The sequence below is a fragment of the Allobosea sp. OK403 genome (assembly GCF_900113835.1).
Taxonomy (GTDB): Bacteria; Pseudomonadota; Alphaproteobacteria; order Rhizobiales; family Beijerinckiaceae; genus Allobosea.
The window spans coordinates 28,877-47,393 of sequence record NZ_FOQV01000010.1; the positions used below are offsets into that span (position 1 = coordinate 28,877).

Sequence of the window (18,517 nt, forward strand, 5' to 3'; positions counted from 1 at the left end):
GCGCGGAACCTCGACGGAGAACCCTCTCCCGGAGGGAGAGGGCAGGGTGAGGGGTCGGCCGCTTGACGCTTTGGCCGTGACCTCACCGTTGCATCGCTGTGAGGTTGGCGTTCAACTGGTCCAGGGGCCTACACCTCACCCCTGCCCCTCTCACTGAACCCGGGTATACCCGGGTTCAGCACTAAGAGTGTCGAAGTCGGGTATACCCGACTTCGATGCAGGAGAGGGGTTCCCCGCGCCTTTTGACACCTCGTCCCTGCCCTTCTCACTGATCTCGGGCTTGCCCGAGATCAGCACTCAAAGTGTCGAAGTCGGGTAAACCTGACTTCGATGCGGGAGAGGCGTTCCCCGCGCCCCGCACTCGCAGGCGCGCTACTCCTCACCCAGAGGATAGCCCTCGAACTCCTTCAGCGCCTTGAGCGCGAAGGTGGTGGCGATTCTCGCCACGCCGAGCTGCGCGTCGGCGAGCCAGGCGCCGGTCAATTCCTCGTAATCCGCCAGCGAAGCCGCGACGATGCGGGCGAGATAGTCGGCCTCGCCGCTGACGACCTGGACCTCGACCACGTCGGGACAGCTCTTCAGCACCTTCTCGACGCGCTCGCGCCGACCGACAGAATGGTCGCGCAAGGAGATCTGGGCGAAGGCGACGATGGCGTGGCCGGCGAGCTCCGGCGCAAGGCGTGCGCCATAGCCCCGGATCAGGCCCGACGTCTCGAGCTTTCGCACGCGCTCGAGGCAGGGCCGGGCGGAGAGCCCGACCCGCTCGGAGAGGGCCTGGTTGGTGATGCGCCCCTCCCCGCGCAGGACCGCGATGATCCGGCGGTCGATCGCGTCGAGCGTCAGCGTCTTGCGCTTCACGGCCTGCCCTTGCCCAGGGCGCGGGCTTCCGCGATGAGGCACAGTTCGGTGAAGAGCACCTGCGCCGCGCATTGGGCCGTGTTGGAGGTCGCATCATATTGCGGCGCGACCTCGACCACGTCGGCGGCGACGATGTTCGCGCCCTTCAGCCCGCGCAGGATGGCGAGCGCCTCGCGCGGGGTGAGCCCGCCGACCTCGGGCGTGCCGGTGCCCGGTGCAAAGGCCGGATCGAGCGAATCGACATCGAAGGAGACGTAAGTCGGCCCGTCGCCGATGACGGCAAGCGCCTTGGCGATGACGGCGTCGAGCCCGAGCTCGTCGACCTCATTAGCGTGGATCACGGTCATGCCGCTCTCATAGGAGAACTCCCAGAGATACTCGGCCCCGCCCCTGATTCCGATCTGGATCACGCGATCGGGGTCGAGCACGCCGTCGAGCACCGCCTGCCGGAACGGGCCGCCATGATGGAATTTCGAGCCCTCATAGGGTCCCGAAGTGTCGCAATGGGCGTCGATATGGACCATGCCGAGCGGGCGCTTCTCGCCGACCGCCCGCATGATCGGATAGGTGATCGAATGATCGCCGCCGACCGCGAGCGGCGAGACGCCGGCTGCGACGATGGCCTTGAACGTCGCCTCGATGTCCTCATGGCAGCTTTCCAGCGAATAGCGCGAGCGGAACGGCACGTCGCCGATATCGGCCGCTTTCAGCATGCCGAAGGGGGCTGTGCCCAGGACGTGGTCCATCGGCCCCATGCGCTCGACAGCGCGCACGGCGCGGGGTCCAAGCCGCGTGCCGGCGCGGTTGGTGACGCCGAGATCCATCGGCAGGCCGATGATCGCGACATCGAGCCCGCCGAGATCGGGCAGGCTCAGCGCATCCGGCCGATAGGGCGCGCTGATGAAGGTGGCGACGTCCGAAAACGGCCATTTGCGCTTGTCGCCCTTGAACTGGTCGGCGGCAACCTTGGCGAAGCGCGAATCGTGGATATCGGCCCCGCTCGCGCCGGCATAGCGCGCCCTCAGACTAGCGAGTTTATCCTGGTCCAATTTATCCCCGGCCATGTCGCGCGCCTTTCGCATTTCGTCCGCATCAGATCGGGCGGAGGTTGACCGCACGCGTGAAAAGTTTCATGCGCTCCCGGCGCAGCCGTGCCATGTTCCAGGCGCAATTGTCGAGCCCGCAGGATTGCTCGACGGTCACAGGATGTTTGGGGAGATGTGCGAGAAAAACGTGCAAGTATAGGGCCGAAAACACGAGCGCGTTGCACCAAAGAACAATGCGCCCGGCCTTGATGATTGCTGCCGCCAGCCATCATTGTCCTGAAACACCGCAGGATGGGAGCAAACCCGTCTGCGCATCATTTTGCTGAGATCCCGGAGGAGATGTTCCAATGAAGCGTCGTCAATTCATCCAGACCGCCACTGCCGGCGCCGCCGCCGCAGCGGTCGCCATGCCGGCCGTAGCCCAGTCCAACCCGGAAGTGAAATGGCGCCTGGCGTCGAGCTTCCCGAAGTCGCTCGACACGATTTATGGCGCCGCCGAGGTCATGGCCAAGATGGTCTCCGACCTGACCGACGGCAAATTCCAGATCCAGGTCTTCGCCGCTGGCGAAATCGTGCCCGCGCTGCAGGCGGCCGACGCCGTGACCAACAACACCGTCGAGATGTGCCACACGGTGTCGTATTACTATGTCGGCAAGGATCCGACCTTCGCGATCGCGGCCTCGGTGCCCTTCGGCCTCAATGCGCGGGGCCAGAACGCCTGGCTGTACCAGGGCGGCGGCAACGAGCTGTTCAACGAGTTCTACAAGAAGTTCAACATCTATGGCCTGCCCTGCGGCAACACCGGCGCGCAGATGGGCGGCTGGTTCCGCAAGGAGATCAAGACCGTCGCCGACCTGCAGGGCATCAAGATGCGCATCGGCGGCATCGCCGGGCAGGTGCTGCAGAAGCTCGGTGTGGTGCCGCAGCAGATCGGCGGCGGCGACATCTATCCGGCGCTGGAAAAGGGCACGATCGACGGCGCCGAATGGGTCGGCCCCTATGACGATGAGAAGCTCGGCTTCGCCAAGGTCGCGCCGTTCTACTATTATCCGGGCTTCTGGGAGGGTGGGCCGACGGTCCATGCCTTCGTCAACCTGGAGAAGTGGAATTCGCTGCCCAAGGCCTACCAGGCCGCGCTGACCGCCGCCTGCACCCATGCCAACAACTGGATGGCGGCGAAGTACGACGTCGTGAACCCGCCGGCGCTGAAGCGCCTCGTCGGTGCCGGCACGCAATTGCGGCCGTTCTCCCAGGAGATCCTGGAAGCCTGCCTCAAGGCCTCGAACGAGCTCTATGCCGAGATCTCGGCCAAGAACCCCGACTTCAAGAAAGCGATCGAATCGATGGCCGCTTTCCGCGGAGACCATTATCTCTGGTGGCAGGTCGCGGAACTCACCTTCGACGTCTTCCAGGTGCGCACGCGCTCCCGCTGAGGCGAGTGCCGCGCGTCAGCGCGGCCCTTTCACTACCACGACGGCCGCGCTCCGGCGCGGCGTTTCCACGGCCACGACGATTCATCCTTAAAGCCCGGCAGGTTGCCGGGCTTTTTTCATGTTCCGTGATCGCGCCGACGCACTGGTCTGCCCCTGCCCCACCGGAAATGCCGACTCTTGCGCGCAAAGGTAGTGGATTTTAAAGCAGCCATGTCATTTTTGCATGCGCGCCATGCTTTTTCGCTTGCACTAGCGAAAAGACCTGCTTTGTTTGTGGGAACGCGAAGACTGGACGAAACCGGCGCGCGCATCGTCTTTGAGGGAGGACAGGTCCAGATGAAGCGTCGTCAATTTCTGAAGACGGCAGGAGCCGGAGCAGCCGTCGGCATGGGTGCAGGTTTGGGCGCCAGCGTGATCGCGAGCCCGGCCATCGCGCAAGCGATGCCCGAGGTGAAATGGCGCGTCACCTCGTCCTTCCCCAAATCGCTCGACACGATCTATGGCGCTTCGGAAATCCTGGCCAAGGCCGTCTCGGAAGCGACCGACGGCAAGTTCCAGATCCAGGTCTTCGCCGCAGGCGAGATCGTGCCCGGACTGCAGGCCGCCGACGCCGTCACCAACGGCACCGTCGAGATGTGCCACACCGCGTCCTATTACTACGTCGGCAAGGATCCGACCTACGCCTTCGGCACTGCCGTGCCCTTCGGCCTCAACGCCCGCCAGCAGAACGCCTGGTTCTACTATGGCGGCGGCATGGAGCTGCTCAACGAGTTCTACAAGAAGGCCAATATCTACGCCCTACCCGGCGGCAATACCGGCTGCCAGATGGGCGGCTGGTTCCGCAAGGAGATCAAGACCGTAGCCGACATGCAGGGCGTCAAGATGCGCATCGGCGGCTTCGCCGGGCAGGTGATGAGCAAGCTCGGCGTGGTGCCGCAGCAGATCGCCGGCGGCGACATCTATCCGGCGCTTGAAAAAGGCACGATCGACGCGGCCGAATGGGTCGGCCCCGCCGATGACGAGAAGCTCGGCTTCAACAAGGTCGCGCCATTTTATTACTATCCGGGCTGGTGGGAGGGCGGCGCGGCGCTGCACTTCTTCATCAACACGGAGAAATGGGACGCCCTGCCGAAGCTCTACAAATCGGTCCTGACCACGGCCGCAGCACTCGCCAATATCGACATGCAGGCCAAATACGACGCCCGCAACCCGCCCGCGCTGAAGCGCTTGGTCGGTGCGGGCGCGCAGTTGCGGCCCTTCTCCCAGGAGATCATGGAAGCCAGCCTCAAGGCCTCGAAGGAGGTCTATGCCGAGACCTCGGCCAAGAACGCCGATTTCAAGAAGATTTACGAGGCGATGTCCGCCTTCCGCGGCGACCAGTATCTCTGGTTCCAGATCGCCGAATATTCCTATGACAATTTCCTGATCCGCGCGCGCGCGGCCAATCAGCTCTGAAAAGAGCGACCGGCCAGTTTTCTGGCCAACTCGATGCCTGTCGAACCCCGGTCGCAAGGCCGGGGTTTTTCCTTTGGAGCCTTGCGCGAAAAACTGGGTAACGGTTTTTCGCAGAAGCAATGCCCTAGGGGGTGATTTTGGCCTGAAACACACCGTCATTGCGAGCGCAGCGAAGCAATCCAGGGGACGTAGAGCTCTGCCGTCTCTGGATTGCTTCGTCGCTTTGCTCCTCGCAATGACGGCCTGGATGGCATTGAAACCTGGATATCGAGGCTCTTGCCATGGCTTCGTCGGAATTCTGTCGTTATCATCGTCGCATGGCGCATCCGAAGGTCCCGACCGTGCTGATCCGATTCCAAGCATTCGCGTTTCTTGCATTCGCGACGCTCGCGGTCGCCGCTGGCCCCGCCATGGCGCAAGTCATCGGCGAGCCGATTCCCGGCCAGAGCACGACGACCTCCAAGGCGACGCCCTGGAAACCCACTAAGACCGCCCGGCCCTGCCCCGAATACGGCCCGGGCTTCGTGCGCATGGAAGGCAGCACGGCCTGCGTGCGTCTCGGCGGCTCGGTTGCCGTCGAATACGGCGTCCGCACGGGCGGCCGGAGCGGCTCGGCGGCCACAGCCGGCGTGCGTCTCGAAACCCGCGACCAGACGACCCTGGGCCCGGTCAGCACCGTCATCCAGGCCAGGGGCCGCATCGACCGCGGGCTCGACGGCTACACTTACGGCTATCGCTGAGCCGGCGGGGGCATCGACGCATCCTGCTCTCATACCAACGGCGTTTGACCCCGAGTTATTGCTGAAGCTCCGCCGTCGCTCAGTGCTGAAGGCCGTCAGTTTAACTCTTCGAAACGAGCCGCGCGATCTCGGCGTGCAGGACCGGCACCAGTTCCGCCTCGAACCAGGGGTTGCGCGTCAGCCAGGCATTGTTGCGCCAGGAGGGATGCGGCAGGGGCAGCACGCGCGGCATGACCGGCCGCTCCAGGATTGCGCGCCAGTTCGCCATCGTCTGGGAGAGCGTCGCCCCCTCGCTTGGCCCCAGATGCCAGGCCTGGGCATAGCGGCCGATCGCCAGCACCAGTTCGATCTCCGGCAGCGCCGCGAGGACTAGGCTGCGCCAATGCGGCGCGCATTCGCGGCGCGGTGGACGGTCGCCGCCCTTGGCGTCGAGGCCGGGGAAGCAATGTCCCATCGGCACGATTGCGACCCTCGCCTCATCGTAGAAGGCGGCCTCGTCGAGCCCGAGCCAGTTGCGCAAACGAACGCCGGAGGGATCGGTGAAGGGCTTGCCGCTGGCATGGACGCGCGTGCCCGGCGCTTGCCCAGCAATGCAGAGCCGCGCCGTCGCGCTCGCCTGGATGACCGGGCGCGGCTCATGCGGTAGGGGTGGCGGATAAAGCGGCGCATCGCGGCAGATCCGGCAGGCGCGCAGATCCCGCAGCACCGCCTCGAGCGGCTCCGCCAGGCTCATCGCCGCGCCAGGCGGGATCGGCCGGGCGCGCGCGAGATCAGCCCGTCGCAGGTCCATTGCGCAGCGCCGGCGCTGAAGCCATGCGGATCGCCGGGCTCAATGGTGGCGATGCCGTTGATGCGCCCGCTCGGCCGGCTGCGCAGCACATAGAGCCGGCCGCTCAATTCCACCGTGAAGCAATAGGTCCGGCGCGTCTCGGTCGGTCCATAGTAATAGCAGACCGCATCCGCCGTGGTGATCCAGCAGGCGTCCGTATTGGCGACATTGCGGTTGTGACCGCTGGCGCGGCCGTCGGGATGGTGGAATTCGCTGAAAGGCAGGTTGTTGCCGGAATAGCGGCCGCTCACCGTACTGCCCTCGAAGGCCTTGCGGATGGCGTCGCCGCTCAGGCGCTCGGCGGCATGGCCGACGGCACCCACGGGAACCGACAAAGCCACGACCAGGGCAGCGCAGGCGAGCCGCCGCATCACCGGGCCGCGAATCTGCGCCGCGACATCGGCAGGGCCGGCGCGCGCGAGATCAGCCCGTCGCAATACCAGGGCGCGCCATTGTCGCTGTGCTTGCGCGGATTGCCGAGCTCGACCGTCGCAAAGGCATTGATCTGGCCGTTGGAGACGTTGCGCAGCACATAGAGCTTCTCGGTGGCCTCGACCGTGAAGCAATGCACCGTGCGGTCGGTCGGCGGGCCGTAATAATAGCAGACCTGATCCTCCTTGGTGATCCAGCAGGCGTCCTTGTTGGGTTGCCAGCCATTATGGCCGAGCGCGCGGCCATCGGCGTCATGGTACTCGGTGAAGAAGCCGCCATTGGTGTAGCGGCCGCTGACCGTGTTGCCCTCGAAGGTGCGCTTGATCGCCTCGCCGCTCAAGCGCTCGGCGGCGGAGGCGGGTGATACCAGCGCCAGAGATGCCAGCGCCAATGTTGCCAGCACTAAGACGACAATCGCGCGCATTCAGGCCTTCCAACTCGGGCGCGCCGAGAGCTCGGCGTGCCAGCGGCGGATATGGACGAAATCCTCGGGCAGCGAAATACGCGAGGGCTTCATGAAATCGATCGCGATGCCGGCCGTGATATCCGCCACGGTCAGGTTTTCACCGCAGACGAAGCGGTTGCCGGCGAGCTGGAGCTCGAGGATCCAGAGATGGTCGTCGATCTGCTCGCGATTGGCCTCGGCCCATTCGGGAACCTGCTCCTCCAGTTCCGCCATCGAGGGGTGGCTGTGGCGGAAGACGGCGGTGACGCTGTTGAAAAGACCAAGCTCGACGCGGCGGTTCCACATCTCGGTCAGCGCCTGCTGCTTCGGATCGGCCCCGAACAGCGGGGGCTGCGGATGGAGGCTCTCGATATAGCGGCAGATCGCGATGGTCTCGGCGAGTGCGGTGCCGTCGTCGAGCACGAGCACCGGCAAACGCTGCAGCGGGTTGATGCGCGTGAAGCTTTCGCTCTTGTGCTCCTTCTTGGCGATATCCACCGGCACGAGCTCGGGCAGGGGCACGCCCTTCTCGGCGAAGAAGATCCGCACCCGCCGTGGATTGGGCGCCCGCCCGCCATCATAGAGCTTCATCGAAGACCTCTCCCTTTTGCGGGCCGACCCGACCATGGCGAGGCCTTGGCGGTCAACAGGATGACGCCATTTCATGATCGATGTTTGGCGATGACGATGACGGGAGACGCGCGAAAGCGAGCCTTGCCTAGAGCTGTTGAACCATCCAATTGGATCGGAAACTGCTCTAGCAACTGGAAGGGCTCGATGACATGCGGGCTCTATGCCAGCTTTACGGAAAACTTTGCGTGAGATCCTGCCGGCGAGGCTGTGGCCGGAGCGGTGGTTATGCGGCCTGCTCCAACGATTTGTCGGTCGCTCCGTCCATCCGGCCGATGGCGATCAGAACAGGCTCCAGCTCGCGCAGCGGCATCTCCTCGAATGGCAGGTTGACGAAGGCCGTGACGCGAGCGGTCAGGTCGCGATAGCTCTGCAGGAAGGCGGCACGCTTGGCCGCTTGCGGGCCCGAGACCGACGCAGGATCGTCCAGCCCCCAATGCACCCGCATCGGCGCGCCAGGGAAAGCTGGACATATCTCCTCGGCCGCGTCGTCGCAGACCGTGATGACGAGATCGAGTTCAGGAGCGGCAGGACCAAAGAACTCGTCCCAAGACTTCGAGCGCATTGCCGAGACGTCATAGCCGAGGTCATCGAGCAAGCCGAGAGCCAGCGGATGAGGCATCTCCTGCGGACGGCTGCCAGCCGAATAGGCCTGGATCCGCCCGAGCCCTTCTCGGTTCAGGACCGCCTCGGCCATGATCGAGCGGGCCGAATTACCCGTGCAGACCACGAGCACGCGTAAGGGGCGCTCGCTGGCAACGAACTCCCGGCGAGCCGGGACGGATAGCGAAACGGGCGCACATCCCACTGGCCTCTCGCTGCAGCAGGCGTCGGAGAGGAAGGCGAGCAGCGCGTCAGCGCGCGGGGCCTGAGCAGCGAAAATGATGTGGCGGCCTTCCCGCCGCGACGCCAGCAGTCCGACCTGTTCGAGCGCGCCCAGATGGGTCGACAAGGTGTTGTGCGCCACGGCCAGCAGCCGGCCGATGTCTCCGGCGGCAAGCCCATGCGGACGATACCGCATGAGCAGGCGGAAGATCTCCAGCCGCGTCGGCTGCGCCAGCGCGCCGAGCAGCGCCACTGCATCGGGAGAATCCAGCCTCGATGCGTCAAGTCCTGGCGTCACGCCGCGTCGTCCCTTCTGCCCATGTCCTTCCCGATAGCGTCGAGACGGTGCTGCAGCGCCATGCCTTGCAGCGTTGACAGCGGCAAGCTCGAAAAGATCGAAATCCGATTATTGAGCATGCGGTAGGCGTCCGCGAAGGCAAGCGCCTTCTGCACGTCTTCCCCTTGGAAGGCAGCAGGATCGGGCAGCGTCCAGAGCGCAGCCATCGGGTTGCCGGGCCAAGCGGGCGGCACCGCGTTGGCTGCGGTCTCGGACAAGGTGAAGACGAAGTCGAGCTCTGGCGAGCCAGCTTGGGCGAACTCGTTCCAGCTCTTGGGATGCAGGCCCGCCATATCGTGATTCAGGGATTTCAGCAGCCGAGCGACGAATGGGCTGACCTCCGGCTGCGGTTGGCTTCCGGCGCTAAAGACCATGAACTTGTCGCCGGCGAGCCGCCGCATGATGGATTCCGCCATGATCGAGCGGGCGTGGTTGCCCTTGCAGACGAAGAGGACCTTCAGGGGCGCCGTTTCCATGGGATAATCTCGTTATATCGTTCATGATCGACATGAATGCTGCCCGAGTAATATGTCGTAATCAACCGACATATTGACATGTAGCCTTCATTCAGGCGATGGACCGTTCAGGATCATCGTAGGGAGCATGGATCATGCGGGTCGGCATCAACGGCATGGGGCGCATCGGGCGCCTGGCTCTGAGGGCAGCTCTCGGCGCCGCCGAGCGCCAGGGCGACGATCCGCGTGCCGGCAACCGACTCGACGTCGTGCATCTCAACGAGATCAAGGGCGGAGCCTTGGCGACGGCCCATTTGCTGGAATTCGACAGCATGCAGGGCCGTTGGCGCGCCGACATAGGCCCAGAGAGTGAGAACGGAATCCGCATCGGCGAGCGCCGGATGGGCTTCTCGGCTCACGCTGCGCCCGAAGATATCCCTTGGGGTGACCTCGGCGTCGATGTCGTGCTCGAATGTACCGGCAAATTCCTGATGCCTGCCACGATCGAGGGGCATCTGAAGCGCGGTGCCAAGCGCGTCATCGTGGCTGCACCAGTCAAAGATGCGTCGGTCCTCAACGTGGTCGTCGGCATCAACGAACATCTCTACAAGCCTGATTTGCATCCGATCGTGACGGCAGCTTCCTGCACCACCAACTGCCTCGCCCCCGTGGTGAAGGTCGTTCATGAGAACCTGCGTATCCGCCACGGCCAGATCACCACGATCCACGACCCGACGAACACGAACGTTGTCGTCGATGCACCGCACAAGGATCTGCGCCGCGCCCGCTCCGCCATGCTCTCGCTCCAGCCGACGACGACCGGCAGCGCCACTGCGATCGCGCTGATCTATCCTGAACTCAAGGGAAAGCTCGACGGCCACGCCGTTCGTGCGCCGGTGCTCAACGCCTCGCTGACCGATTGCGTCTTCGAGCTGGAGCGCCCGACGACGGCCGCTGAGGTCAACGAGCTGTTCAAGGCTGCTGCGAAGGGGCCGCTTGCCGGCATCCTGGGCTTCGAGGCGCGGCCGCTGGTCTCGATCGACTACCAGCGCGACACGCGCTCCTCGATCATCGACGGTCTGTCGACGCTCGTCACCGATGGGACGATGTTGAAGGTGTACGCCTGGTACGACAACGAGATGGGCTATGCCTGCCGCATGGTCGATCTTGCTTGCCACCTCGAACAGGTCGGGATCTGACGTGACCGAGGGCTCGCGCAACTACGCCATCGTCACCGCCGCCTATTGGGGCTTCACGCTGACCGATGGCGCGCTGCGGATGCTCGTGCTGCTGCACTTCTTCCGGCTCGGCTATTCGCCCTTTACACTCGCCTTCCTCTTCGTTCTCTATGAGGCGGCCGGTATCGCAGCCAACCTGATCGGCGGCTGGCTCGCGGCCCGCTATGGCATCACGCGCATGCTGGCGGTGGGGTTGACGACCCAGATCGCGGGATTCCTGCTGCTCTCAGGCCTTTCGCCGGACTGGACCGCGGCCGCCTCAGTGACTTGGGTCGTCATGGCGCAGGGAATCTGCGGGGTCGCCAAGGATCTGACCAAGACCGCCTCGAAATCTGCAATCAAGGTGGCGGAAGCCACCGCCAAGGCCGAAGACGCGGAGGGCCGCTTGTTCCGTTGGGTTGCGTGGTTCACCGGCTCGAAGAACGCCATGAAGGGCATCGGCTTCTTCCTCGGCGGGCTGCTGCTGGAGGCGCTGGGCTTCCGTGGCGCGCTTTGGGCGATGGCGGCCATGCTCGCGCTGATCCTATTGGGCGTCGTCACCTCGCTGCCGGCGATGCTCGGCAAGGCGAAGGCAAGCAAGACTGCCCGCGAGCTCTTCGCCAAGAACCGGGCCGTCAACCTGCTGGCACTCGCCCGCGTCGCGCTGTTTGGCGCTCGCGATGTCTGGTTCGTGGTGGGCGTGCCGGTGTTCCTCTATGCGTCCGGGTGGACCTTCACCATGGTCGGCACCTTTCTGGCGCTCTGGACTATCGGATATGGTGTCGTTCAGGCAGCGGCGCCCGCATTCGTAAAGAGGAGCTCCGACGGGCTTTCGGCGGAGGTGCCGGCAGCGCGGATGTGGTCTTTGGCCCTTGCCATCGTGCCGGTGGCTATCGCCGCGGTCCTTGCCAGCGCCGCTGGCCTGCCGGCTGACATGGTTTTGGTCGTGGGGCTATGCGTCTTCGGCTTCGCTTTCGCAGTGAATTCTTCAGTGCACTCCTACCTCATCCTGGCCTATGCCGGCTCTGAGAAATCGGCAGAGGATGTCGGCTTCTACTATGCGGCGAACGCGCTCGGCCGCTTCGCGGGGACGCTTCTTTCGGGCCTGCTCTACCAAGTCGGGGGTATCTATGCCTGCCTGATCGGTTCCGCCCTGATGTTGGCAGCCTGCTTCCTCGCGACGCTTGCACTGCCAGGACGTGGTACTTTTGTAACCGCGCGAGGCTGAAAGCAGCCTTCAACAAGCGCATCCTGCGGCTCGATCGGCGATGACTACGCGAAGCGAAGTGGATACCGCTTCGCTCGAAAATGCTCTAACGGCCGGCCGAGCGGTGGCGGATCGCGCGCTCCAGCGACAAGAGCCCGCCATTCGCCAGCACCGCGAAGAGCGCCAGGAACACGCCGATCGCCATGATCGTGTCGAGATCGCCCAGCCCCATCGCGTTGACGGCGGTGAAGCCCAGGCCCCGCTTCGAGGCGAACATCTCGCCGATCAGGACGCCGAGAAGGCTCAGCGAGAAACCGATCCGGATACCGGCGACGAGTTCGGGAATGATCGCCGGCAACACGACTGATCGCACCGCCTCGAACGCGCTGAGCCGCATCACCTTGGCGGTGCGCAGATAGACCGGCTTCAATTGGGTGATGGCGTTGCGCGTCAGGAGCGTGATCGGCACGAGCCCATGCATGATGCCGAAGGCGATCTTCGCCGGCATTCCGAGCCCGAAGATCAGCAGCACCAGCGGATAAAGCGTCACCTTCGGCAGCGAGTAGAAGGTCACCAGGATCGGCTCCATCACCTCGCCGACCGGCCGCAGCAAAGCGAGCGCGACGCCAAGCCCGATGCCGAGCACGATCGACAGCACCAGCGCCCAGGCGAAAGCCGTGCCGGTCTCGGCAACGTCGAGCCAGAAACGGCCGCTCCCCATCAATACGACGAGCCGCGCCAAGGTGGCGGCTGGTGAACTGATCGCGCCCGATGCGGTGGCGAGGTGCAGGCCCTGCCAGCACAGGATCAGGACCAGGGCCAGCACGATCGGCGGCACGATGTTTCGCAAGGCTTCGCCTGGCAGGGTTCGGCTCGGCAGGGTTTTGCTCGCCATGGTTTTGCTCGCCAGGACTTTGCTCGACATCTTGAACCTCAGCGGCGCAGGCGCGATTGCAGGCGGCGGTCGAGCCTGTCGAGCGTCATGTTGACGAGCGTGACCGCGATCACGATCAGCAGCATCAGCCCGTACATCTGCCGGTTCTCGAAATTGTTGTAGGCATAGGCGATGGCGTAGCCGAGCCCGTCGCCCGACAGGATGAACTCCGAGGCGATGACGCCGATGAAGGAGTAGGCCACGCTCAGCCGCGCCCCGGTGAAGAAATACGGCGCCGCCGCCGGCAGCTGGATCAAGAGCGCGGTCTTGACCGGCGACAGGCGCATGATCCGGGCGGTGCGCAGCAGCACGGTCGGAATCCGGTCGAGGCCGTTCATCGTGGCGGTGATCATCGCCACGATCGAGAGCAGCACGGCGATGGCGATGATGGCGGCGCTGTTGACACCGAACAGCACGATAAAGACCGGATAGAAGATGAAGGTCGGGACGGCGTAGTAGCTGGCGAGATAGGGCTCGACCGCGCGCCGCAGAAAATCGCTGGCATGGATCGCGACGCCCAGCACGAAGCCTGCCGAAATCGAGATCACGACCGAGATCATCACATTGGTCAGGGTCAGGGCGATCGCGCGGTTGAACTCGCCCGACCAGAGGATGTCGCGGAGGCTGCCGACCATCTCGCTGGGCGGGATAATCACGGTCCTGGCGACCCAGCCCAAGGCGCAGGCCAGTTCCAGCGCCAGCACGCAGGCCAGCACGACGGCCAGGGTGACGAGCGCACGATATCTCATCGCGGTCCGGCGCCTTGCGTCTGCATGTGCTTCATCGTTTCAGTGCGCAGCTTCTCCCAGATCCGGCCGGTCATCTCGCCGAAGCGCGGATCGGCGACGATCCGGCTGTCGCGGTCGCTGGGCCAGCCGGTCTCGATGATGTCGATGAACAGGCCGGGCCGCGCCGACATCACCCCGACGCGGTCGGCCAGCATCGCGGCTTCGTCGAGCGAATGCGTGATCAGCAGCACGGTCGCCCTGGTCTCGCGCCAGAGCCGCAGCAATTCGTCGCCCATGATCAGCCGGGTCTGCTGGTCGAGCGCGCCGAAAGGCTCGTCGAGCAGGATCAGCCGCGGCTGCAGCACGAGCGTGCGTGCGATGCAGACGCGCTGCCGCATGCCGCCCGAGAGCTGCGCCGGATAGGATTGCCGGAAATCGCGCAGGCCCATGAAGCCGACGGCATAATCGACGCGGCGATCGATCTCGGCCTGGCCGATTCCAGCCCGCTTCAGGCCGAAGGCGACATTGGCCTCGACCGTCAGCCAGGGAAACGAGGCGTCCTCCTGGAAGACGACGCCGATGCCGTCGGGCACGCCGGCGATCGGCTTGCCCTCGAAGCTCGCCGTGCCTTCGCTGGGCGGGTTCAGCCCCGCCAGCACATCGAGCAGCGTCGATTTTCCGCAGCCCGACGGGCCGACGACCGAGAAGAACTCGCCCTGCCGGAGATCGAGATCGATCGGCCCCAGCGCGTGCAGCGTCTTAGCCCCGCCGGGGAAGCGGTAATGACGCGTCACGCCCCTGAGGCTCGCGGCCGGCGGCTCGATTGCGGCTTTCGGCGCGTCGCGCGACGCCATGGCGAGGACCGTCATTGGTCGGTCTTGAGGTCGGCCGGCAGGAAGGAGCGGTCGATCAGCGCCCCCCAATCCGGCAAGGCCGAGATTTCACCGACGAGCTTGAGGCCCTCGCCGATCCGGTTCAGCTCGGCCGTGCTGAAGCCGCCTTCGCTCCACATCTGCGGCTCGATCATGTTCAGCATCGCGACCTTGGCCAGGCCCGGATCCATGTTGAACTGCTTGGCGACCATGTCGGAGGCGGCTTCCGGCGCGCGGTAGATCGCCTGCACGCCCATGCGGCGGCCGGCGATCAGGGCCTTCAGCTGCTCGGGCTTGGCCTTGGCGAAATCGCGGGTGGTGATGCCGACCGAAGTCGTCATCGCCGGCAGCAGGCCCTTGGCCGCGATCACCGTGCGGTAGCGGTCCTTGCGCAGGATCGACAGCGGCTCGATCAGGACGGCGGCCGAGACGGCTCCCTGTTCCAGCATGGTCAGCCCCTGCGTATAGCCGCCGGACGCGATGCGCTGGATCTTCGAGGCGTCGATGCCCTTCGCCGCCAGCTCCATCAGGAAGACCATTTCGGAGGTCGATTTCGGCGAGGTGATCGCGACCTTCTTGCCGACGAGGTCCTCGAGGCTCTTGATCTCCGAGTTCGGCATCGTCACCAGGCTGGCCTCGGCGACCGTGCGGGTGCCGGAATGGATCAGCACGACCGGCAGCCCCTGCCTGGCGGCCGCCAGCGCTGCGGCCGTGGCGACCTCGCCATAGGGTACCTCGCTCGCCAGGATGTTGCGAACGCTCGTGCCGCCGCCGCCCGAGCCGACCACGCCGGTCACATCGATGCCAGCCTTCTTGAAATCGCCCTGCTCGATTGCAACAGCCACCGGAGCGCCATAGAGGCTCGCGCCCCATTGGGTGATCGAGATCTCGACCGCGCCGGCCGGGCCCGACAGTATCGACGTCGCGGCGAAGGCGAGCGCCCCCACCAGGGCTCGAGCGTGACTGCGTGTCTTGAAAGCCATACGATTTCTCCCGAAAATCGCCGCCCGCACTCCGAAGGGGAGAACGCGGCCGCAGTTGATAGCCAAAGCCCGTGGATAGCCAAGCCCCGTGGTCAGCAAGGCCGGGCTGTGTTCAGAACGACTCGGCTGTGCTCAGACCGTCTCGAAAACCTCGCTCAGCGTGATGCCCGATCGTCTCGACGACAATTCGACGGCCGCGTCCAGATCGGCCGCTCCCGTCGCGTGAATGGTGTAGAGCGCCCCGCCGGCCGCGACGCGCTGCCCCACCGATGTCGCAAGATCGATGCCTGCGGCCTTGACGGCCGGCGCGCCGGCGCTGCGCGCGACGCCGGCCAGCTGCCAGCCGTCGACGCTTACGACGCGGCCCGCCTGGGCGGCCCGCACGACATGGGTCAGGGGTCCTGGCTCGATCCGGGCCGTGCGCCCCTGCGCCGCCACGATGCGCTCGAAGCGGTCGCGGGCCGCGCCCGACGCCAGCAGCGCCTCGGCCCGCGCCCGTCCGCGCGTGGAATCGCCGATTGCGGGATCGAAGGACAGGATCTCCGCGGCGAAGGTCAGCGCCTTCTCGCGCAGATCGCTGGGGGCCGCCGGGTCGCAATCCAGCACCAGGCCGACATCGCGCAGCTCCAAAGCGGGCCCGATGCCGCGGCCGATCGCGCTGCTGCCGTCAGTGGCCAGCGCGCGCACCGTAAGGCCGAGCCCGGCGCCGACCAGCTCGAAGACGCGGCAGAGTTCGCGCGCGTCAGCCAGGGTCTTCAGCTTGGCGTTGGGGCCGTAGGGACAATCGACCGCGACATGGGTCGATCCCGCAGTCCATTTCTTCGACATGATCGAGGCGACCGACCAGCGATTGCTGTCGAGGCCGAGCGGCCGCGTGATCGCATTGACCACGTCGTCGAGCGCGGAATGGTTGAGCCGGCCGTTCCAGGCGATGCAGGCGCCGGTCTCGCGCACGACGCGGGCGACATCTTCAGCCGTCAGGTCGACCCGGCAGGCGGCTTCCATTGCATCGGCCGTGCCCGATGCCGAGGTGATGGCGCGCGACGAGGTTTTGGGCATCAGCAGCCCGTGGGCGGCGACGATCGGGACCACGATCAGGGTGATGCGGCTGCCGGGAATACCGCCGAGCGAATGCTTGTCGACGACGATCGGCGCGTCCCAGGCGATCCTGGGCATGAAGCGGCAGCGCGCCTGCGCCACGGCGACGACCTCGGTATCGTCGAGGTTCTGGATCGTCCTGACCAGGAAGGCCGAGACCTCGCTCTCGGGATAACGATCCTCGACGATGTCGCGGAACAGCGTCTCGTATTCATCGGCGCAGAGGCGCCCGCCATCGATCTTGCGGCAGAGCAGCGCGCGGCTGCCGGGTGTCGGCGTGCGCCTGATCGACACCCTGTGGCCCTCCGGCAGCGCCAGTGCGTCGAAGGCCTCGGCCGAGAGGCCGATCTCGTCATCGCGCAGAAGCGCGCCCGGCTCCACCATGCTGACCGCGGCCCGCACGCTGCGCCCCGCCGCCATGAGCTCGATGCGCCCGCTGCCGGCATAGGTCGCGGCCGGCACCGCGCTGCTGTCCTGCGGCAGGAACGCCATGTTCGCGCGCCCCGCATGGATCGGCATGCGGCGCAGCGCCATGCGCGCGGCGGCGCTCTCGATCACTGCGACAAGGTGCTCGATCCCGGCCTCGACGCTCGCATCATTGGCAACCGTCAGGAGCTCGATCCTCTCCGGCAGCGGATCGGGACTGCGGTCGAGGCGCCGGTCGATCTCGGCTGCGCTCTCGCGGCCACGCGCCAGGATGCGCTCCCGCAATCTTGCGCGTGGCGCCGTGATCTCGACGACGACGAGACGCGGCACGACGTCGATCAGCCCCGCCAAGGCCCCTCGCGAGCCATTGGCGACGACATGGCGCCCGGCCTCGAGCTCGGCGCGCAGCTCAATCGGCAGCCCGTAACTCAGCCCATGCGCCTGCCAGCGATGCAGGAAGCCGCCGGCCGCGACACGGCGTTCGAACTCTTCGGGAGAGACGGGCTCGTGATCCTCGCCCGGCCCTTCCGCGCGCGTGATCGCCCGCCGGCAGGCGACATAGCGGCCCGACGCCGCAAGAGTGGTCATCGCGCCGGCGATCAGCGTGTCCTTCCCGACACCGCTCGCACCAACAATGACGAAGAGAATGCCGGGTTTCATCAGGGTTCGTCCGTCCGCCTCGTCAGCGCGGCTCGTCGAGGCCGATATCGACCGCCGGCGCCGATTGCAGCGGCCGGCTCGTCGAGACGTAGTCGACGCCGGTCTCGGCGATCGCCGCGATGGTATCGAGCCTGATCCCGCCCGAGGCCTCCAGCGCCGCCCGGCCAGCGACGAAGAGGACGGCTTCGCGCATCGCCGGGATCGCCATATTGTCGAGCATGATCACATCGGCGCCGGCCGCCAGCGCCTCGCGGACCTGCTCCAGCCGGTCGCATTCGACCTCGATCTTGGTCAGCGCCGGAACCTTCAGCTTCGCCCGGCGAACCGCCTCAGAGATGCTGCCGCAGACCGCGATGTGGTTGTCCTTGAGCATCACGCCATTGTCGAGGCCAAGCCGGTGATTGAGCGCACCGCCGCAGGCTGAGGCATGCTTCTCCAGCATCCGCAGGCCCGGCGTCGTCTTGCGGGTGTCGAGCAGCCGCGCCTTGGTGTGGGCGATGGCGGAGGCATATTTCGCGGTCTCGGTCGCGATGCCCGAGAGGCGCTGGACGATGTTGAGCGCCACGCGCTCGGCGGTGAGCAGGGCCTGGGCCGGCCCGCTGACGATCATCAGCACCGCGCCCTTGTCGACGGCTTGCCCGTCCTCGACCTTCAGCTCCACCTGGCAGGATGGCTCGTAGCGCGTGAAGACGGCGGCGGCGACCTCGATGCCGGCGACCGTAATCGGCTCGCGCGCATTCATGTGAAAGGTGGCCCGGGCCTTCGGATCGATCATCAGCTGGGCCGTCAGGTCGAAGAAGCCGATGTCCTCCGCCAGCCAGAGGTCGACCATGCGAAGTGCGGAGAAGCGGTCATACATGCGTCTTGCCTCACGATGCTGCGAATGGGTTGGATGCGAACGGGTTGC

Annotated in this window: 19 protein-coding genes; 5 read left to right on the forward strand and 14 right to left on the reverse strand. The window is 65.7% G+C overall.

Annotation, left to right across the window (positions count from 1 at the left end):
• Nucleotides 1–372: 372 nt before the first annotated feature.
• Together BMZ97_RS24635 and speB are read right to left on the reverse strand one after the other, a co-directional pair.
• Nucleotides 373–858, reverse strand: coding sequence for an Lrp/AsnC family transcriptional regulator (locus BMZ97_RS24635; RefSeq protein WP_175525726.1), 486 nt, complete (start codon nucleotides 856–858; stop codon nucleotides 373–375).
• On the reverse strand, nucleotides 855–1,922 hold the full coding sequence (gene speB, locus BMZ97_RS24640; RefSeq protein ID WP_092176094.1) for an agmatinase: 1,068 nt from the start codon (nucleotides 1,920–1,922) through the stop codon (nucleotides 855–857). The genes BMZ97_RS24635 and speB overlap by 4 nt, the downstream gene beginning before the upstream one ends.
• Nucleotides 1,923–2,251: 329 nt before the next feature.
• On the opposite strand from speB, the gene BMZ97_RS24645 reads away from it, so the two are divergent.
• The 3 genes from BMZ97_RS24645 to BMZ97_RS24655 all read left to right on the forward strand — a co-directional run bounded on the left by BMZ97_RS24645 (nucleotide 2,252) and on the right by BMZ97_RS24655 (nucleotide 5,532).
• Entirely contained in the window at nucleotides 2,252–3,337 is a 1,086-nt protein-coding gene (locus tag BMZ97_RS24645; RefSeq protein WP_092176096.1) for a TRAP transporter substrate-binding protein, read from the forward strand.
• A 336-nt stretch (nucleotides 3,338–3,673) separates the two neighbouring features.
• Nucleotides 3,674–4,792 carry a TRAP transporter substrate-binding protein gene (locus BMZ97_RS24650; RefSeq protein ID WP_092176099.1) on the forward strand — a complete coding sequence of 373 codons (1,119 nt, stop codon included), beginning with the start codon at nucleotides 3,674–3,676 and terminating at the stop codon, nucleotides 4,790–4,792.
• A 410-nt stretch (nucleotides 4,793–5,202) separates the two neighbouring features.
• The gene (locus BMZ97_RS24655) at nucleotides 5,203–5,532 is read left to right on the forward strand and encodes a porin family protein (RefSeq protein WP_139221323.1); all 330 of its coding nucleotides are present in this window, start codon (nucleotides 5,203–5,205) and stop codon (nucleotides 5,530–5,532) included.
• 100 nt (nucleotides 5,533–5,632) lie between these two features.
• Here the strand turns inward: BMZ97_RS24655 and BMZ97_RS24660 are convergent, their stop codons facing one another.
• The 6 genes from BMZ97_RS24660 to BMZ97_RS24685 all read right to left on the reverse strand — a co-directional run bounded on the left by BMZ97_RS24660 (nucleotide 5,633) and on the right by BMZ97_RS24685 (nucleotide 9,506).
• On the reverse strand, nucleotides 5,633–6,265 hold the full coding sequence (locus BMZ97_RS24660) for a uracil-DNA glycosylase family protein (protein ID WP_092176441.1): 633 nt from the start codon (nucleotides 6,263–6,265) through the stop codon (nucleotides 5,633–5,635).
• Nucleotides 6,262–6,798 carry a hypothetical protein gene (locus BMZ97_RS24665; RefSeq protein ID WP_175525727.1) on the reverse strand — a complete coding sequence of 179 codons (537 nt, stop codon included), beginning with the start codon at nucleotides 6,796–6,798 and terminating at the stop codon, nucleotides 6,262–6,264. Before BMZ97_RS24665 ends, BMZ97_RS24660 begins: the two co-directional genes overlap by 4 nt.
• Nucleotides 6,732–7,217: a hypothetical protein gene (locus tag BMZ97_RS24670; RefSeq protein ID WP_092176107.1), complete on the reverse strand. Its 486-nt coding sequence runs from the start codon at nucleotides 7,215–7,217 to the stop codon at nucleotides 6,732–6,734. The genes BMZ97_RS24665 and BMZ97_RS24670 overlap by 67 nt, the downstream gene beginning before the upstream one ends.
• The gene (locus BMZ97_RS24675; RefSeq protein ID WP_092176110.1) at nucleotides 7,218–7,829 is read right to left on the reverse strand and encodes a glutathione S-transferase family protein; all 612 of its coding nucleotides are present in this window, start codon (nucleotides 7,827–7,829) and stop codon (nucleotides 7,218–7,220) included.
• A 265-nt stretch (nucleotides 7,830–8,094) separates the two neighbouring features.
• Entirely contained in the window at nucleotides 8,095–8,991 is an 897-nt protein-coding gene (locus tag BMZ97_RS24680; protein ID WP_244546586.1) for an arsenate reductase/protein-tyrosine-phosphatase family protein, read from the reverse strand.
• Complete coding sequence (locus BMZ97_RS24685) at nucleotides 8,988–9,506, reverse strand: arsenate reductase ArsC (protein WP_092176112.1); 519 nt, start codon at nucleotides 9,504–9,506, stop codon at nucleotides 8,988–8,990. Before BMZ97_RS24685 ends, BMZ97_RS24680 begins: the two co-directional genes overlap by 4 nt.
• Before the next feature lie 134 nt (nucleotides 9,507–9,640).
• Between BMZ97_RS24685 and BMZ97_RS24690 the strand changes: the two genes are divergently transcribed.
• Together BMZ97_RS24690 and arsJ are read left to right on the forward strand one after the other, a co-directional pair.
• Nucleotides 9,641–10,684 carry an ArsJ-associated glyceraldehyde-3-phosphate dehydrogenase gene (locus BMZ97_RS24690; protein WP_092176115.1) on the forward strand — a complete coding sequence of 348 codons (1,044 nt, stop codon included), beginning with the start codon at nucleotides 9,641–9,643 and terminating at the stop codon, nucleotides 10,682–10,684.
• Between the two features lies 1 nt (nucleotide 10,685).
• Nucleotides 10,686–11,930: an organoarsenical effux MFS transporter ArsJ gene (gene arsJ, locus BMZ97_RS24695; protein ID WP_092176117.1), complete on the forward strand. Its 1,245-nt coding sequence runs from the start codon at nucleotides 10,686–10,688 to the stop codon at nucleotides 11,928–11,930.
• A gap of 85 nt (nucleotides 11,931–12,015) precedes the next feature.
• On the opposite strand, the gene BMZ97_RS24700 is transcribed toward arsJ, so the two are convergent.
• From BMZ97_RS24700 to nadC, 6 genes are all read right to left on the reverse strand, one after another.
• Nucleotides 12,016–12,834: an ABC transporter permease gene (locus BMZ97_RS24700; RefSeq protein WP_210188326.1), complete on the reverse strand. Its 819-nt coding sequence runs from the start codon at nucleotides 12,832–12,834 to the stop codon at nucleotides 12,016–12,018.
• 8 nt (nucleotides 12,835–12,842) lie between these two features.
• Nucleotides 12,843–13,592 (reverse strand): ABC transporter permease, encoded by a 750-nt coding sequence (locus tag BMZ97_RS24705; protein WP_092176120.1) that lies wholly within the window; start codon nucleotides 13,590–13,592, stop codon nucleotides 12,843–12,845.
• Nucleotides 13,589–14,440: an ABC transporter ATP-binding protein gene (locus BMZ97_RS24710; RefSeq protein ID WP_092176123.1), complete on the reverse strand. Its 852-nt coding sequence runs from the start codon at nucleotides 14,438–14,440 to the stop codon at nucleotides 13,589–13,591. The genes BMZ97_RS24705 and BMZ97_RS24710 overlap by 4 nt, the downstream gene beginning before the upstream one ends.
• A complete protein-coding gene (locus BMZ97_RS24715) occupies nucleotides 14,437–15,426 on the reverse strand; it encodes an ABC transporter substrate-binding protein (RefSeq protein ID WP_092176125.1) in 990 nt (329 codons plus the stop codon). The genes BMZ97_RS24710 and BMZ97_RS24715 overlap by 4 nt, the downstream gene beginning before the upstream one ends.
• 132 nt (nucleotides 15,427–15,558) lie before the next feature.
• Nucleotides 15,559–17,610, reverse strand: a complete 2,052-nt coding sequence (phnN, locus tag BMZ97_RS24720; protein ID WP_092176128.1) for a phosphonate metabolism protein/1,5-bisphosphokinase (PRPP-forming) PhnN — start codon at nucleotides 17,608–17,610, stop codon at nucleotides 15,559–15,561.
• A gap of 22 nt (nucleotides 17,611–17,632) precedes the next feature.
• The gene (gene nadC, locus BMZ97_RS24725; RefSeq protein ID WP_092176131.1) at nucleotides 17,633–18,469 is read right to left on the reverse strand and encodes a carboxylating nicotinate-nucleotide diphosphorylase; all 837 of its coding nucleotides are present in this window, start codon (nucleotides 18,467–18,469) and stop codon (nucleotides 17,633–17,635) included.
• Nucleotides 18,470–18,517 lie beyond the last annotated feature (48 nt).